16 protein-coding genes are annotated in these 17,139 nt (G+C 41.2%); 13 read left to right on the forward strand and 3 right to left on the reverse strand.

Going from position 1 to position 17,139, the window contains the following annotated elements; translation table 11 throughout:
* Positions 1 to 40 precede the first annotated feature (40 nt).
* From SB775_RS14580 to SB775_RS14595, 4 genes are all read left to right on the forward strand, one after another.
* Positions 41 to 1,711, forward strand: a complete 1,671-nt coding sequence (locus tag SB775_RS14580; protein ID WP_284469839.1) for a sigma-54 interaction domain-containing protein — start codon at positions 41 to 43, stop codon at positions 1,709 to 1,711.
* 751 nt (positions 1,712 to 2,462) lie between these two features.
* Positions 2,463 to 3,848: a GntP family permease gene (locus tag SB775_RS14585; protein ID WP_061464624.1), complete on the forward strand. Its 1,386-nt coding sequence runs from the start codon at positions 2,463 to 2,465 to the stop codon at positions 3,846 to 3,848.
* Positions 3,849 to 3,880: 32 nt separating this feature from the next.
* The gene (locus tag SB775_RS14590) at positions 3,881 to 4,576 is read left to right on the forward strand and encodes a CoA transferase subunit A (protein ID WP_034309718.1); all 696 of its coding nucleotides are present in this window, start codon (positions 3,881 to 3,883) and stop codon (positions 4,574 to 4,576) included.
* Positions 4,577 to 4,593: 17 nt separating this feature from the next.
* On the forward strand, positions 4,594 to 5,241 hold the full coding sequence (locus SB775_RS14595) for a 3-oxoacid CoA-transferase subunit B (protein WP_375166203.1): 648 nt from the start codon (positions 4,594 to 4,596) through the stop codon (positions 5,239 to 5,241).
* A 131-nt stretch (positions 5,242 to 5,372) separates the two neighbouring features.
* Here SB775_RS14595 and SB775_RS14600 read toward each other — a convergent pair whose 3' ends face one another.
* The gene (locus SB775_RS14600; protein ID WP_410862000.1) at positions 5,373 to 5,639 is read right to left on the reverse strand and encodes a hypothetical protein; all 267 of its coding nucleotides are present in this window, start codon (positions 5,637 to 5,639) and stop codon (positions 5,373 to 5,375) included.
* A 416-nt stretch (positions 5,640 to 6,055) separates the two neighbouring features.
* Here SB775_RS14600 and SB775_RS14605 point away from each other — a divergent pair, with 416 nt between their 5' ends.
* Positions 6,056 to 6,973, forward strand: coding sequence for a peptidoglycan-binding protein (locus SB775_RS14605; protein WP_410862001.1), 918 nt, complete (start codon positions 6,056 to 6,058; stop codon positions 6,971 to 6,973).
* Positions 6,974 to 7,049: 76 nt separating this feature from the next.
* Here the strand turns inward: SB775_RS14605 and SB775_RS14610 are convergent, their stop codons facing one another.
* Positions 7,050 to 7,898, reverse strand: a complete 849-nt coding sequence (locus SB775_RS14610; protein ID WP_410862002.1) for an HAD-IIB family hydrolase — start codon at positions 7,896 to 7,898, stop codon at positions 7,050 to 7,052.
* A 153-nt stretch (positions 7,899 to 8,051) separates the two neighbouring features.
* Here SB775_RS14610 and SB775_RS14615 point away from each other — a divergent pair, with 153 nt between their 5' ends.
* Positions 8,052 to 9,041: a LacI family DNA-binding transcriptional regulator gene (locus tag SB775_RS14615; RefSeq protein WP_410862003.1), complete on the forward strand. Its 990-nt coding sequence runs from the start codon at positions 8,052 to 8,054 to the stop codon at positions 9,039 to 9,041.
* A 509-nt stretch (positions 9,042 to 9,550) separates the two neighbouring features.
* Positions 9,551 to 10,108 carry a hypothetical protein gene (locus tag SB775_RS14620; protein ID WP_410862004.1) on the forward strand — a complete coding sequence of 186 codons (558 nt, stop codon included), beginning with the start codon at positions 9,551 to 9,553 and terminating at the stop codon, positions 10,106 to 10,108.
* A gap of 250 nt (positions 10,109 to 10,358) precedes the next feature.
* Here SB775_RS14620 and SB775_RS14625 read toward each other — a convergent pair whose 3' ends face one another.
* Entirely contained in the window at positions 10,359 to 10,871 is a 513-nt protein-coding gene (locus tag SB775_RS14625) for a GNAT family N-acetyltransferase (protein ID WP_410862040.1), read from the reverse strand.
* Between the two features lie 171 nt (positions 10,872 to 11,042).
* Here SB775_RS14625 and SB775_RS14630 point away from each other — a divergent pair, with 171 nt between their 5' ends.
* From SB775_RS14630 to SB775_RS14655, 6 genes are all read left to right on the forward strand, one after another.
* Entirely contained in the window at positions 11,043 to 12,524 is a 1,482-nt protein-coding gene (locus tag SB775_RS14630) for a sigma-54 interaction domain-containing protein (RefSeq protein ID WP_286141041.1), read from the forward strand.
* Between the two features lie 271 nt (positions 12,525 to 12,795).
* Positions 12,796 to 14,238: a lysine 2,3-aminomutase gene (gene kamA / locus SB775_RS14635; RefSeq protein WP_061466183.1), complete on the forward strand. Its 1,443-nt coding sequence runs from the start codon at positions 12,796 to 12,798 to the stop codon at positions 14,236 to 14,238.
* A 2-nt stretch (positions 14,239 to 14,240) separates the two neighbouring features.
* Entirely contained in the window at positions 14,241 to 14,507 is a 267-nt protein-coding gene (locus SB775_RS14640) for a YokU family protein (protein WP_089364105.1), read from the forward strand.
* Between the two features lie 65 nt (positions 14,508 to 14,572).
* On the forward strand, positions 14,573 to 15,436 hold the full coding sequence (ablB, locus tag SB775_RS14645; RefSeq protein ID WP_410862005.1) for a putative beta-lysine N-acetyltransferase: 864 nt from the start codon (positions 14,573 to 14,575) through the stop codon (positions 15,434 to 15,436).
* Positions 15,437 to 15,449: 13 nt separating this feature from the next.
* Positions 15,450 to 15,680 (forward strand): ferredoxin, encoded by a 231-nt coding sequence (locus SB775_RS14650; protein WP_061464616.1) that lies wholly within the window; start codon positions 15,450 to 15,452, stop codon positions 15,678 to 15,680.
* Positions 15,681 to 15,771: 91 nt separating this feature from the next.
* Entirely contained in the window at positions 15,772 to 17,139 is a 1,368-nt protein-coding gene (locus SB775_RS14655) for an aspartate aminotransferase family protein (RefSeq protein ID WP_089364103.1), read from the forward strand.

Consider the following 17,139-nt stretch of genomic DNA (forward strand, 5'->3'; position numbering starts at 1 on the left):
TATAATGGAGGAAACTTCAGACGGGTTAAGGAGAATAGGAATGGTCAGCGATAATAAAACTGTTCAATTCGAATTAGTGAAAGCGATATTGGAAGAATTGCCTTTTGGTGTTTTGGTAATGAAAAACGAAACAGAGATCGTTCTCTGCAATCGCGTATTATCCGAGGCTTTTGCGGAGAATCAATTTGATCTGCAAATAAATTTGATTTTAGAAAAAAACCTTGTACCAGCCGTAAATACTCCGATTCGTTTGAACGGTAATAATGGGATTATCAGAAAAGCAATCGTTCAAATGGGTGATGAGGAATATCAGATTTATCTCCTATTGTTTACAAATAATAAAAGTGATTTTCTTAATGTCGATAATCATGAAGAACTGCTGTTTAAGGATATTATCGAATTTGCCTATGACGGCTTGGTGATGGTCGATACGGAAGGGTATGTCCAAATGCTGAGCCACGCTTATGCGGATTTTCTTGGCGTCGAACAGGAAAGCTCAATAGGGAAACATGTAACGGAGGTCATTGAAAACACCCGTATGCATGTGGTCGCCAAAACCGGCAAGCAAGAGGTCGCTGAATTACAGAAAATTAAAGATAATTATATAATTGCGACCCGCTCCCCGATAAGGAAACAAGGGAAATTGATAGGGGCGGTCGGTAAGATTCTTTTTAAGAATGTCGGGCAATTTACCGCTCTTTCCAAACGGATAAATTCACTTGAAGTAGAGCTGAAAAAGTACAAAGGCGATTTTCGCGAGAGAAATAAGGCCTCATATACGTTTGATCATTTGATGGGAAGAAGTCCTGCTTTCATGGAAGTAAAAGGTCAAGCCAAAATTGCCGCTAAAAGCGACTCAAATGTGTTGATTTTGGGCGAAAGCGGAACAGGTAAGGAGCTGTTTGCCCATTCCATCCATAATGACAGCAGACGGGCCATGGGTGTGTTTGTCAAAGTGAACTGTGCCGCCATCCCTGCAGAGCTGCTGGAGTCAGAGCTTTTTGGCTATGAAGAGGGTTCTTTCACCGGTGCCAAAAAAGGCGGAAAAGCAGGTAAGTTCGAAGCGGCTGAAGGAGGTACGATTTTTCTGGATGAAATCGGTGAGCTGCCACTGCATATGCAGGTGAAGCTGCTCCGTGTTTTACAAGAAAAAGAGATTGAGAGGGTCGGTTCGACGGGAAGCATTCCGATTGATGTACGGGTAATCGCTGCAACAAACCGTAATCTGGAGGAAATGGTCTCGAAAGGGGAATTCCGACTTGATATGTATTACCGGCTGAAGGTCTTGCAAATCCAGGTTCCTTCCTTGAGGGAGCGACCAGAGGACATTGAAATACTGGTAAATCATTTTGTTGAAAAGTACCAGAACCTCATGAAAAAACGCGTAACGGGGATGAGTGATCAAGCATTACGGCTGCTTCGCCTTTATAAATGGCCGGGTAATATTCGTGAGCTGGAGAATATCATTGAACGTGCAATGAATATTGTTGAAGAAGGGGAAATGATACGTTCCAAGCAACTCCCTAAAGAAATAACGGGTCATAAAGAGTCAGTTTCAATCCGCACTTTAGCTGAAGTGATGGATGAAACCGAACGGGCTGCAATCGTTTCATGTTTGGAAATGACTTCTGGTAATAAATCAGAAACGGCAAAGAGACTCGGTGTGAGCCGAACAACACTGTATGAAAAAATGAATAAATATGGTTTATGACTGTTGATAAGTATCCTTTTGCCAAAGGATACTATCTAAATTTTTAATAAAGTAGATTGGAACGGGTGTGCGAGACTCCTGCGGGAAAGCAAGTGCCTTACGTTCCACGTAACGTTCAATTTATACAAACCCTAAAATAACCGTAGACAAACTCAAGTATTATCGAGTTCATCTACAGTCTGAAGTGCCCTTTAGCCAAAGGGCACTTTTTAATACTTTTTAACCACCTCTTAAGAATAGACACACATTTGTGACTATTTTACTCTAGTGATATGTGAGTGTGTCAAGAAATCCGTACATAAAATGAGAGGAAATTTAAATGTTGTAAGAAAAGGCTTACACTTTTTTGAAGTTTATACTTATGTGTATTGAAACCTTGACAGTTTTAAGGGGTTTTAGCTTTTAAAAGGGAAATAAAATGTTTGAAAAGGCTTTAAAAGTTGAGGTTTTTCCATTTAATTTAAGTTGGCACAAGAATTGCTTGATTACTTTAGTGAATGGCCTATCTGTCATTTTATATGGTGTTACCACGTAAAATGAAAAGGGATTTCGTAAATCAACAGATCGTTGAAAGCGTTCTCAAAAATTAGGAAGCACTTAGTAAGATCATTCAGCTTGACTTGGGGAAGGCAGGTTTGGATGGTAAAAGCGGAAAAATTAAAAATGTGGAATTTAGGAGATTAATGTTTCTACTAATAGGCTTCCGAAAATAATTTTGGGGCAAGGGGAGAAAAGAAAAGGGGGAATAGTATTGGTGATTCAAATTTTAGCCATCGTTGTGGCGCTGGGACTTTTAATCTTTTTAGCCTACCGGGGCTATCCGGTCATTATCATAGCGCCGCTTGTTACGTTATTGGCGGTCATTTTATCTGGTGGTCATTTGCTGCCGAGTTATACAGAGACATATATGACGTTTGCTGCTAACTATATAAAAGCGTTTTTTCCGATATTTTTACTAGGGGCGGTATTTGGAAAAGTCATGGAAATGAGCGGTGCAGCAGCATCCATTGCCAAGACCATCGTAAAATCACTAGGCTCAAAGCAGGCCATTCTTGCTGTAGTGCTGGCCTGTTCGGCGCTTACATATGGCGGGGTTTCGCTGTTTGTAGTGGCATTCGCCGTTTATCCATTTGCAGCGGCAATTTTTAAAGAAGCAGACATTCCAAAGAGATTATTGCCAGGAACGATAGCATTAGGCGCTTTCACTTATACGATGGATGCTCTTCCTGGAACACCTCAGATTCAAAATATCATTCCAACGAATTATTTCGGAACAGATACCTATGCAGCTCCGTTAATGGGGATTATTGGCGCGATCATGGTATTCACTGGAGGAATGCTCTGGTTAGAACGTCGCCGCAGGCAAGCGGTGGCAAATGGTGAAGGCTACGGGGAAGGACATATTAATGAACCAGAAAGTGCAGAACAGCAAAACTTGCCTAACTTTTGGCTGTCCATCGTACCGCTCATCCTTGTCGTCGCGTTTAATTTTGCTTTCAGCCGCAGTGCCATTTCGGTTAAGCACTGGTATGATGCATCGATGCTGAAGGAAACTTTCAACATTGCCGATGTAAGCACAGTCACTTCATCCTGGTCTTTGATTGTTGCATTGACAATCGGTATTATTGCAGCGATGCTTCTGAATGTTGGACGTATCAAGGTCAAATTGGCAAGTGGATTAACAGCTGCGGCAATGGGGTCATTGCTTGCCATATTCAATACTGCATCTGAAGTTGGTTTTGGGAATGTGGTGAAAACGCTTCCTGGATTCTCGGTCATTCAAAACTGGGTGTTCGATGCAAGCGGTAATCCGCTCGTATCCGAAGCAATTGCCGTCAATGTGCTGGCAGGGATTACCGGATCTGCATCCGGCGGACTTTCGATTGCGTTAGAAGTAATGGGAAGTCACTATTTGCAGGTGGCCCAAAGTGTCGGAATCACCCCGGAAATGCTTCATCGAATTGCATCGATGGCATCTGGCGGGATGGATACGCTGCCGCATAATGGTGCCGTCATTACCTTGCTTGCCATTACTGGACTGACACATCGTCAATCTTACAAGGATATCTTTGCGATTACGGTTTTGAAAACAGTGACCGTGTTCATCATAGCTTTTGCAACTTCACTGTTTATTTAATAGAATAGTATTAAGAATGGAGATGATGGAAAATGAGTAAATTATTAACATCTTTTGATAGCGCTATTCAACAAATCGAGGATGGAGCAACCATTATCGTTGGCGGGTTCGGATTAAGCGGAATACCAGAAAAACTAATCATTGCTTTGCGTAACAAAGGTGTAAAGGATTTGACGATTGTCAGCAACAATTGTGGAGTCGACGATTGGGGTCTGGGTCTTTTGCTTGAAAATAAACAAATCAAAAAAATGATCGCCTCTTATGTAGGGGAAAATAAGTTATTTGAACAGCAATTCTTAAGTGGCGAACTGGAGGTCGAGCTAGTTCCCCAAGGAACGCTGGCCGAGCGCTTAAGAGCGGGCGGAGCGGGAATTCCTGCCTTTTATACAGCTACAGGAGTAGGAACGGAAGTCGCAAAAGGTAAAGAACATAAAGAGTTTGATGGCCGCACATACATTATGGAAAAAGGAATAGTCGGGGATTTTGCCTTTGTAAAAGCCTGGAAAGCAGATCATTTCGGTAATCTTGTATATCGGAAAACGGCAAGGAATTTTAACCCTGTCGTTGCCACAGCAGGGAAAGTCACGCTTGTCGAAGTGGAGGAGCTCGTGGGCACTGGAGAGCTCGATCCGGATGAAATTCATACTTCAGGGGTTTATGTACAGAAAGTGCTTGTAGGAAATGACTATGAAAAACGAATTGAAAGACTTACAACCGCTAACGCATAAAAAGGAGGAGTATTCGAATGACTAGACAACTGATTTTAGAACGGGCCGTTAAAGAAATCCAAGATGGTATGTGTGTGAATTTAGGGATTGGAATGCCGACCTTGATTGCCAACATGATTCCAAATGACTTTAATGTTATGCTTCAATCGGAAAATGGCTTACTGGGAATCGGGCCTTATCCGCAAAAGGATGAAGTCGATCCGGACTTGATTAATGCTGGAAAAGAAACAGTGACGGCAAAATCAGGGGCATCATTTTTTGATAGCGCTGAATCGTTCGCGATGATCCGCGGCGGCCACATCGATCTAGCCATTTTAGGCGGGATGGAAGTTTCCGAGAATGGGGACTTGGCAAACTGGATGATTCCAGGGAAGATGGTAAAAGGAATGGGCGGAGCGATGGACCTCGTCCAAGGCGCAAAACGAATTGTTGTCATTATGGACCATGTGAACAAGCATGGGGAATCCAAAGTGAAAAAGAACTGTACATTGCCATTGACAGGAGAAAAGGTCGTCCATTGCCTGATTACCGAACTGGCTGTTTTTCAATTTACAGAAGCTGGCATGGAATTGATTGAATTGCAAAATGGCATCACACTTGATGAAGTGAAAAGTAAAACAGAGGCTGACTTTACAATAAGCCCCTCTATTGAAATAAAAGCATAAGTTAAAGAGATTAATAAAATAATTCATTATTAGGCTACTTTCATTCGCAAACGGGCGAACGGAAGCAGTCTATTTTTTTGGGGGAAATGAAATTCCCTTTCTATTGTAAAGGAACAACAAGATTTTTCACCTCAGTTATCAATATTGGAAAAAGGTGTAAAATCCAAAAATAAATCTATAAAAACTGGATTGAAGAAATTTGCGACCCTCCTGCCGAATAACTGGCTAGTCGAGATCCCGGAGATCTTGCTTTGATGAGGTTTGGCAAGCAGTGTGCGAAAGGGAGTGGATTTCCGAAAGAGGGTATGTGCAATGATTTCCACTCCAGGCACTCGCTTTCCGCGGGCGGTCCGGGAGCCTCCTCGACGCTTCGCGCCTGTGGGGTCTCCCTTGGCCACGCTTTCCCCGCAGGAGTCTCATACCTTCCGTTCCAATCAATTTAGTTTAAAAAATCCAGATATCCTTTTGTCATCAAAATGAAGTTCGGAATGGTCTCACCCCGTAGCATGTTTTTAAAAGAAAACTTGCTTATCCTTCATGATTTTTTACTGTAATCCTTAATGGATTGAAGAAAATTGCGACACTCCTGCCGAAAAACTGGCTAGCCGAGACCCCACAGACGCTTGCGTCGAGGAGGCTTGGCAGGCAGTCGGCGGAAAGGGAGCGGATTTCAGAAATCAGCTGGAACGTTTATTAAATAAATAACATATTACTTCTATTCTCTAATAAATGAGAACAAACTTTTCCAACTCTGCTACTTTTCTATTAAAAAGGCTTATATAAAGTCTGATGGAACTTAATAGGGGGGATTACATTGACGGTAGCATTACGAACGTTATTGGATCTATCAGTGAAAAAGATGGGCAAAGGGATGAATCCTGTTGTGAAGGCATCAGCATTGGAAATGGTGGAACGTGCTTATAATGAAGGGATCACTGTCCAGATAAGTGCAGGTTATCGCTCTCTAGAAGAACAAGCCAACCTTTATGGTCAAGGACGAGTTTACAGCTACAATGGAAAAAACTATAGTAATCTAGCTAAGCCCATTGTGACGAACGCTAAGCCAGGCCAATCTTATCATAATTTTGGACTGGCTATTGATTTCTTCATTGTGAGTGATGATGGCAAGAAAGCGATATGGACAGTGAACTCAAAATGGCAGCGTGTGGCTGCCATAGGTAAAGAGTTAGGATTTATCTGGGGCGGGGATTGGATTTCATTCAGGGATTATCCCCACTTGGAGATGACGGGCGGGTTATCCTATAAACAGTTACAAGCAGGAAAAAAACCTCACCTTACCTTCAAATTAGAAAAAATGGAAATGCCGAAGGCCAGCAAAGGAGATAGTCATATAATTTCGATACAAAAAACGTTAAATAGCCGATATAAAACGAATATTGAAGGTGATGGGTTTTATGGTCCAAAAACTCGATTGGCTCTAATAAAAGGTTTACAAACGGAGCTGAATAAGCAATACAATAAAAAGCTAATTGTCGATGGGAAATGGGGACCTAAAACCAAGACAGCAACCGTCACCTTAAAAAAAGGAGCTGCTGGCTACATCACATGGATCCTGCAAGCAGCCCTTTATATGGAAGGATATAGCCCCGGGCCCCTTGACGGAGAATTCGGGGAAAAAACCGAGATGGCATTATATAAATATCAAAAGGCAAAAAAGATGACTGCAGATAAGCAAGCAGGTAAAGAAACATGGAATGAATTGCTTGCTTGATAGAAAAACCATACCTTTAGCAGAAAGTTAAAGCTGTGGCAAAAGAGCTCCAACTTCTCACTACTTATACTTCCCCTCAATGATTAATGATTGATTGCAAAGTTCTTAATATTCCTTTAGAGTACGTACCTGTCGCTATTTTAGTATGAGCTTCCTTGGCTTCCTGAGTTGCATTCCCTACCAGATAACCATGTTTAACACTTTTTAACATGAGCAGATCATTTCCGCTATCCCCAAATGCAATGGCATGCTCCCGACTCAGCGCGAATTTGTCTAGCATAAAACGTACAATTTCATTTTTTCCAGTACCTAATGGAATAAAGTCTATATCATAACTATCTTCAGGATCGCCGGCAAGGGGATTACAACGATTAATGTTTACCCCTATCCCGTACTCTTTGGCAACCCTTTGGATGGTGGATAAGTTCTTCTTGTCGACAGATTCATGTTGTATTTGATAATAATAATTTCTTTTGTAGCGTGAAACTCCCATTTGAGTCTGAGGAATCAATGGTATATTGCCGTTATGTAGAACATTATAAATTTCATCGACTTTCCTTTTATTAAATTCTTCGATAGTAATCTGTGAATGCCAATCTGGATCATTTTCCAAAAAATTATTTTCTGAGAAATAGGTGATTTCGGTACCTAAGTCACTGGCAATAAAATGCGGGAAAAATCTGAAGCCACCTTGTTCCATTTTATGTAATATTGATTCGATACTACTTCCAGTGACCCAGCCAAAGACAAGTTCTCCATCGTGACTTTTTGCCTCTAAGTAACTTTCAAGTTCATATAAATCTTTCTGTCTCTCGTGACTCATGGAGTGAGGATAATAGGTTTCATCAAAATCACAGAATACAATATATTTTGGGTCTTCAACATTTGGCAGCAACTGAAACCCGCCCTTTTTATTCAATAACATAACAACCCCTCCATTAGCTAAAAATATCCGCTTCAATAACATGTAAAAATGCAACTCAGGAAAATTTGGTAATATGTGATATGTGAGGAACGGTTTAATAATAACTTCTGAAATCGATAACATGTCAACCACTTATTACAAGGATGTGATCAAATGGCTAAAATTAGCGAAATAGCCAAGATGTGCAATGTCTCTAAAACAACGGTATCTAGAGTCTTGAATAATCATCCATTTGTATCAAAAGAAAAAAGGGAACAAATCTTAAAGGTCATTGAAGAACTTGATTATGCACCAAGTTCACTTGCCCGGAATTTTAGGACAAATAAAACCCAAACCATTGCACTATCAGTCCCAAGATTCGATCATCCATTCTTTGCCCATTTGGTTAAAGGGGTATCTCTGGCAGCATTGGAAAATGATTATAAAGTTCTTATTTTTCAAACCTTTTATGATTCGAAAAATGAATTGGATGTTATGGAAAAATTAAAGAATCGAGAAGTAGATGGAGTTATTTTAGGAGCGTTAGAAAATGAATGGAATCTAATAAAGCCTTATTTGAAATACGGCCCAATTTTATTGTGTAATGAATACCACCATTTCGCCCCTATACCAATTATTGGTTATGATGAGTCGGAAGCGACATACCAAGCTGTTAATCATTTAATAAAAAAAGGCTATAAAAAGATAGGTTTTTGTTACGATACTTCGTATAGTCAGGCCCAGAGTCAAAGAAAAGAGGGGTTTTTAAAAGCGTTAGCGGATAATAATTTACTACACAATGAAGATTGGATATTTGGACATGGTTTTAATATTGAAGATGGATTCCGTATTTGTGATGAAATCTTTAAATTAAAAGAAAAACCCACTGCCTTATTTACTGGAAATGATCAAGTTGCAGCAGGAATTATTAAAAGGGCAACTACGTTGGATTATAAAATACCGGAATACCTAGCTATAGTTGGTTATGATAATCAATCAATTTGCCAAGTCACAACCCCCACCATAACCACAATCGATATACCAATTATGGAACTGGGACAACGCTCTGTCATAGAGTTAATAAAATATTTAAATAATGATTTGGAAGTAAAGCGCGACGTTATTAAATTACCTACCAAACTTAAAATTAGGAAATCAACCTAACCTTCATATACCTTTATATTAAACTCTAAAGGTGCGGAGTTCCAATTATATGTACGTTGACAAGATAGGATGTAATCCGTCCTACACTGAATTAATTCGACAAACCCCGGGAATAATTCGACTTTCCCGGGAAATAATTCACCTGAACTCGGCATAATTCGACTTACCGTGTAATAAGCCTACACAAAAATCCTCTATTTAAATAAGGCTCTTTTCGTAAAGATTGTTGTTTTTAAAACGAAACGATTTAAGGTTGATTGGAAGTGCGAGACTCCTGCGGGAGCAGCAGGCGGTGAGCATCTGGAGGGGAAATCAACCACACTGCACTACTTGGTAAATAGCAACAAAGTATGCGAAAACAGCTAAGAATGGAAAACCAATAAATGAGGTTGACAAACTTAATGGTAAACCTAAAAAAGGTTATTACTGGCATTGGCACCCTTATAAGCGAGCTCCGAAAGCTCATGCTTTTTACGGTGGACCCGTCAAATAAACGCAGGGGGTAAACAATGAACAATTACGAAAAGTTATATAAACAATACCTATATAGGCAAGATGAATTATCGTTAACTAAGGAACAGGTCGTTGACCGTATTTTATCTAAATTTAAAGCCAGAGAATTTTCAAAAAAAGAAGTGCTAGATTTAGTCAATGATGACCAATTAGAATACTCTAAGATTTTCAGGTGTCTTGTTATAGATGATCCATCGGTGTTAAATAGGCTGTTTTCAAACGAAGAAAGACGATACCACAAGGAACAAGTCCTGGATAATCACGAAAATCCGATTAATGAGAAAAAAATAAAAAAAATCGAATGGGATTACAACCATTTACTATTAGATGAACAAGAAGGTAGAAGAATCGATATATTCTTCGAAAGCAAAGATGGCAAATACATTTCGGAGTTTATTGTAAGAGACCAGTGTGAGAAATTGAATGGTTATTTAAATGCGTTGATTGTAGGTTCACTTATTCAAAGGGGCGTCGCAGAGTATCCCACTGACATTTCAGATGAGTATTTTCAATATTACTTAAAAAATTTAGAACAATTTGGATTCTTGAATTAATAAATATCGGGTTTACTTACTTAATTAATAACTCAAGCGTTTTCCAAGAAATCAAACAAAAAAGAGCTAAAAATATATTTAAATGCCCAGTCTCCCTTGTTTATAGAGAGAGTGGGCTTTTGTCACTCTATTGAATGGACTTCTATGTTTGTAATTGAAAATTTTGACAAACTTTTAACTGGTTGAGTTTAATTCAATACAATCCAAATTTCTTTCATTTACTACTATCCTAAGGGTAATGGGGACATTGTCAGATAAGTTCCAAGCACCAGTCATTGCAACGCATAAAGCTCCCTGGAGGGTATTCGAATTCACATTCGGAGGTAAGCTTGAAGTCAAGCTTGCGGCAAATTGCATTTGATGCTGGATTATTGATCGAGGGGAATGCGTGAATGTATTTGTATTTTCGTTCGGCTTTTATTTTCTCTATCAGTGCCTTCACTGCATGGGAAGCAATCCCTTTTCCCTGAAATGAAGGGAGGACACTCCAACCGATTTCGTACACATTTTCATCGTTCCGCACTGTTTGCCAGTAGCCAACGGAACCGGCTGCTTCAGCCTCTGGAAACGAGATGATGCTAAACATGCATCCCTTATTTCCGATATGAAGATACCGTTGATGGCGTTTCAGGATTTGTTCATTACCTTCAGGTCCGCCAAGATATTCCATCATTTCTGGGGCATTTAGTTGAAAAAGTAATTCCAGGTCTTTATCTTCCCACGGTTTAATTTCTATTTTCGTTTCTTTGCTTCGTTCTGAAATCCGAATCACCCCTATATTTTATATTTTCTTATATAACCTTCTTGGCTTAATGCGAGATTCCTTTTTTTGACCTTATTATTCTATTGCCTTTATGTTGAAGTTTTAATCTTATAAGAATAAAGGGATAAATGCTTCCCATTAAATGCTATAATTTACAGGTGATTCTATCAAATGACAGAGAACGGAGATGAAGAAATGAAATCTTCAGTAAATCAGTTTTCCACTCAATTTGAATGGATATTGAATGTGATTAATGTGGGTGTCCATATCGTGAATAAGGATGGGGATACGGTATTCTATAATGAAATGATGGCACATATTGACGGGCTTGATCGTGAACAGGTGCTGGGGGAGAATATTTTTCAGCTTTATCCTTCATTGACTGATGAATCCAGTACGCTGCATGTAGCATTGGAAAAAGGCGATGAAACGATTGAGTCCATTCAAACGTATGTCAATTTAAAGGAGAAAAAAATAACGTCCATCAATAGTACGTATCCTTTGTATGAGGATGGTGTAATTATTGGGGCAGTGGAAATCGCAAAGGATATTACGAAGGTCATGAATATGTACGACCAAATTGTCGATTTACGTTCCCAGCTGGCAGAGACCCATAAGAAAAATAAGTTTTCTGAAGGGACGGCGACCTATCATTTTAGTGATTTGATCGGTACTAGCCCTGCTTTTCAGCAAGCCATATCATTGGCGAAAAAAGCGGCCCGTACACATTCCCCAGTCATGATTTATGGACCTACAGGGACAGGGAAAGAACTGGTCGCTCAAAGTATACATAATGTAAGTGCTCATAGAAATCAGCCTTTCATCGCGCAAAACTGTGCGGCTGTTCCAAAGGAATTGATGGAGGGGCTGCTGTTCGGCACGACGAAAGGGGCTTTCACCGGAGCGATGGATCGCATGGGCATTTTTGAACAGGCAAATGGCGGTACCCTTTTCCTTGATGAGTTGAATAGTCTTGACCTCGGTCTGCAGGCAAAATTGCTGCGGGTGCTTCAGGAAGGCGAGGTGCGCCGTGTTGGGGGTTCGAAGGAGCAAAAGGTTAATGTGAAGATCATTGCTGCGATGAACATTTCTCCAGAAGAGGCGTTGGAGCGGGGAATCATTCGCTCGGATTTATTTTTTCGCCTGAATGTTGTGACAATCCAAATGCCTTCACTTCTGGAGCGTAAAACGGATATTCCGGAAATCGTCAATCACTTTATCCAAAAATTCAACAAATCATTTTTTACGGAAGTGCGCGGGATCAGTCATAAGGCGATGCAGCGGCTTCTTCAATATCCATGGCCCGGGAACATTCGTGAACTGGGACATGCCATTGAGTTAACCTTTAATGTCATGGACGCAGGGGAAGATATGATTGATGAACATCATCTTCCTGCCTATCTTTTTCCTTCTGGAAATTACGCTGCATCAAATGCGCAGAACCATCCTTCCCCATTGAAAAATAAGATTGATTTACCTGTCGTTCTTGAAGAAATGGAAAGGGAAATGATCATTAATATGTTTGAGAAATATAACGGGAATATCAGCAAAACGGCTGAAGCCCTCAATATTAAAAGACAGGGACTGCAATATAAGTTAAATAAGTATGGCATTGAAAAAGTTTATTCGGCAGGATCGAAGGAATCGAAATAAATTGAGGTTTTTTGAAAACGCTGTCACTTCCTTAATGATGATGTACCTTGAAGAGGGCTCTCGTGTGTCGAGGCCCTCGTTTTTTGAATTTTCTGCTTAGTGCAAATAATCTGGCTGCAAAAAATTATGCGTAATGAAAAATATCTTGCGGTTTTAAGGTAGGTTTACCCCCTTTTGCTTACGTTTTCCTTGATTTGAATGTTGGCATCATTCTTGCGAGTATATATTTATAAGTTCTTACAATAAGGGGAGGTAATTTTAAATGAATTTGATGGGAATTGATGTAAAAAATAAAGAATACCTTGGTGGACGCAGGCATTATAATGATATCGAATTGTGGAAGGACGTAACGGAAGAGCAGTGGAATGATTGGATCTGGCAATTGACCAATACGATTAAAACACTGGATGATTTGAAAAAGGTCGTCAATTTGACACCGGATGAAGAGGAAGGAGTCCGGATTTCGACTCAAACGATTCCATTGAACATTACGCCTTATTATGCATCTTTGATGAATCCTGATGATCCTCGCTGTCCGATTCGTTTACAGTCGGTACCGCTTTCGGCAGAAATGAACAAGACTAGATATGATTTGGAGGATCCGCTGCATGAGGATGAGGATTCCCCTGTTCCAGGATTGACACATCGTTATCCGGATCGCGTTCTATTCCTTGTGACGAACCAATGCTCCATGTACTGCCGGTATTGTACACGACGCCGCTTTTCAGGTCAGGTAGGCATGGGTGTTCCCAAGAAGCAGCTGGACGGGGCGATTGAATATATCCGGAATACCCCGGAAGTAAGGGACGTGTTGATCTCTGGAGGAGACGGCCTGTTGATCAATGATAAGATCCTTGAATACGTATTGAGTAACTTACGTGCCATCCCGCATGTGGAAATCATTCGGATCGGCACACGTGCACCGGTCGTTTTCCCGCAGAGGATTACAGAAAATTTATGTAATATTCTGAAAAAATATCATCCAATTTGGTTAAATACACATTTCAATCATTCACTTGAACTGACGGATGAAGCGAAAAAAGCATGTGACATGCTGTCGATGGCAGGGGTGCCGCTTGGTAATCAGGCTGTTATCCTGGCTGGTATCAACGATAGTGTACATATCATGAAAAAGCTTATGCATGACTGTGTTAAAGCAAGGGTAAGGCCTTATTACATTTATCAATGTGATCTATCTGAAGGGATCGGGCATTTCAGGGCGCCGGTTTCAAAAGGACTGGAAATCATTGAAGCGCTGCGCGGCCATACATCAGGATATGCGGTGCCAACCTTTGTGGTGGATGCACCTGGCGGAGGCGGAAAGATTGCCTTGACTCCGAATTACCTGCTTTCTCAAAGTCCGGATAAAGTCGTTTTACGGAACTTTGAAGGAGTGATCACAAGTTATCCGGAGCCGAAGAATTATGTTGCCGGCAGTGCGGATGCTTACTTTGATGAAGTGTATGGTACTGAGGACAGGAAAGAAGCTGTCGGGATTTCCGCTCTCATGACGGACGAGAAATTCAACTTGGTGCCAGAGGGCCTTCGCCGTCTTGATAAGAGAAAAGCGTATGAAAGCACTGGTGAACATGCATCATTGAAGGATCGCCGTGATAAACGGGACGAAATGAAGGAAAAATTAAGGAAGGCCCAAGAAAAAAAGAACGCCTTGGTCGGAAGCGGCTCGGTGAATTCTGAAGGCAAGGGGGAATAAAGATGGATTGCCTCTGGTGTAATGCCCCTAACGTAGAAGAAAGCGAAAAGAAGGATTGTTACTGGATCATGCCTGATGGGAAACGCTCAATAAGGGTCCTTCAAGTTCCAGCCTTGAACTGTCCGGAATGTGGAATCTATGTGTCTGATTCGATGAATCAAAAGGTTGATGAAGCCTTATCCATATATGATGTGAGTGAATACCCTGATGAGTTTACGTATGATCAGCTTCTTCAGGCACCCGTTAAGAAATTATTCAATTGGAAATAGAATACCGGGAGAAGCGGATGATATGCATCTCTTCTCCCGAATTCTTTAAATAAGGGGGATACATAATGCCTGTTCAAAAACTGCCTTTTTTCACCCAGGTGGAGACTGGGGAATGTTATACGATGGAGCTCTATCATGATCATTCCAATCAGCGCTTGCGCATGGATGATTATCGGGGAGATATCAAAAAAGCAATTGCTCGGGCGCTTGTCATCGCAAAGGAGCAGGGCTTTACTAAAGTGATACTTAAAGCCAGGAATGAAGATTTATCTGTGGCATTGGGTCAAGGATTCATGCTGGAAGGAATATTGAGCAGGTATTTCAAAGGGAATGATGCCTATTGCATGGCCTTCTATTTAACGGATGAAAGGCGAACAAGCGATTTTTGGATCAAGGAAGATAAAGTCATCCAAGATGTCAGTCAGATTCCTAGACTGATTGAATCCCAGCAAATGCCTGAGAATTACATCCTACGGTTTGCTACGGAGGAAGATGCACAAGAGCTGGCGAATTTATATGGTGCCATCTTTGAAACCTATCCAACACCGATGAATGATGAGCGATATATCAAGAAAGTGATGGAGGAAGGTACGATCTTCAGTGTTATCGAATATAAAGGAACCATCGTGAGCGCTGCATCCGCGGAAGTGAATGAGATGTATCATAATGCTGAATTAACAGACTGTGCAACAATCCCCCATCATCGAAAGCATGGTTTCATGAAGGTGCTCATCTCTGCATTGGAACAAGAATTGATCAGGAAAAATATATATTGTTCATATTCATTGGCGCGATCATTGTCAATGGGCATGAATGCCGTCTTTCACCAGCTGGGATATGAATATGGCGGCAGATTAACGAAGAATTGCAATATTTGGGATAAGTATGAGGACATGAATATTTGGGGTAAAGATTTATCCGTCAAATAGGAGGATTGTTTCTATGGCTAAGTACACATGGGTTGATAAAGAAACCTGCATTGCGTGCGGGGCATGCGGCTCAACAGGTCCTGAAATTTATGACTATGACGATCAAGGGATCGCTTTCGTGATCTTGGACGATAATCAGGGGATTGCCGAAGTTCCGGAGATCCTGCATGATGACATGCAGGATGCAATGGAAGGCTGCCCTACAGAATCCATCCTGATTCAGGATGAACCTTTTAGCTGGTAAACTTGGTTTCTTATAATTTTTTCAAATTAGGAACTTAATTGATTAATAGAAAAAATGTACAGTGGGTACAACGTTAAAGAGGAGAGATGACATGACACGCAATCATTTGATTAAGCCTACTCTAGATCATGACTATCCCACTATCTCTCATGGGAATGGAATTTATCTTTATGATATAGATGGAAATCAGTATATAGACGGATCATCAGGTGCGGTTACAGCGAGTATCGGCCATGGTGTATTAGAGGTTGTCGAGGCAATGAAGGAGCAGGCCCGCAAAGTTTCTTTTGCATATAGATCCCATTTTACGAGTGAAGCCGCTGAGGCATTAGCCAAGAAGCTAAGTGAGTTGGCTCCTGGGGATTTGAATTGGTCATTTTTCGTGAATAGTGGATCGGAAGCGACCGAAACGGCGATGAAGATAGCGATTCAACATTGGCAAGAAAAAGGATATGAGCGAAAAAATCGCATTGTCTCCAGATGGACGAGTTATCACGGGATTACGATGGGCGCTTTATCGATGTCAGGTCATGTACCAAGGAGAAAACGTTTTGTTCCGCTATTGGAGGATTTCCCAAGCATATCTGCTCCCTACTGTTATCGATGTCCTTATAATAGTGACCCTTCCAGCTGCAAGCTTCAGTGTGCAGATGAACTGGAGACAGCCATCCAAAGGGTCGGCTCCGAGAATATCGCAGCCTTCATCGCCGAACCCATCATCGGGGCATCCGCCGGGGCTGTAACACCGCCGGATGGCTACTATCAAAGGATTAAGGAAATCTGCGAAAGCTATGACATTCTCTTTATCGCCGATGAGGTAATGACGGGAATCGGCCGGACAGGAAAAATGTTCGCGATGGAACACTGGGGAGTCACCCCGGATATCATCGCATTGGGTAAAGGAATGAGCGCGGGCTATACTCCAATGGCCGCCACAATGATTAGTGACCGTGTCATGGAGCCCATTTTAAAAGGCTCGAATTCAATCATGGCCGGCCATACATATAGTGCAAACCCTTTATCTGCCGCCGTTTCATTGGAAGTGCTTACCTACCTTGAGGGAAATGACCTGGTTCAGGCGGCTGAGGAGAAAGGTCAATACCTGTTTAAGAAGCTGCAAGGGCTGGCTAAGAAATTCGATATCATTGGCGATGTACGAGGGAAAGGGCTTCTCCTTGGACTTGAGTTTGTCTCCAATCGGATTTCAAAAACGCCATTCGACATGCAAGTCGGCCTTACTACAAGGCTTGTCAATAAGGCTTTTGCGAAGGGGTTGTTGATCTATCCTGCTGCAGGTGCGATTGAAGGAATTGCCGGTGATGCGGTTATCCTATCTCCGCCATTAGTCATTACGAATGAAGAAATCGATCGCCTCGTCAAGATATTGGAAGCTTCCCTTGAAGAGTTGCAGCATGAATTGCACTCGGAGGGTTTGATTGAGGACATGCAGGCTATTTAG

This window comes from Peribacillus sp. SIMBA_075 (assembly GCF_046534585.1).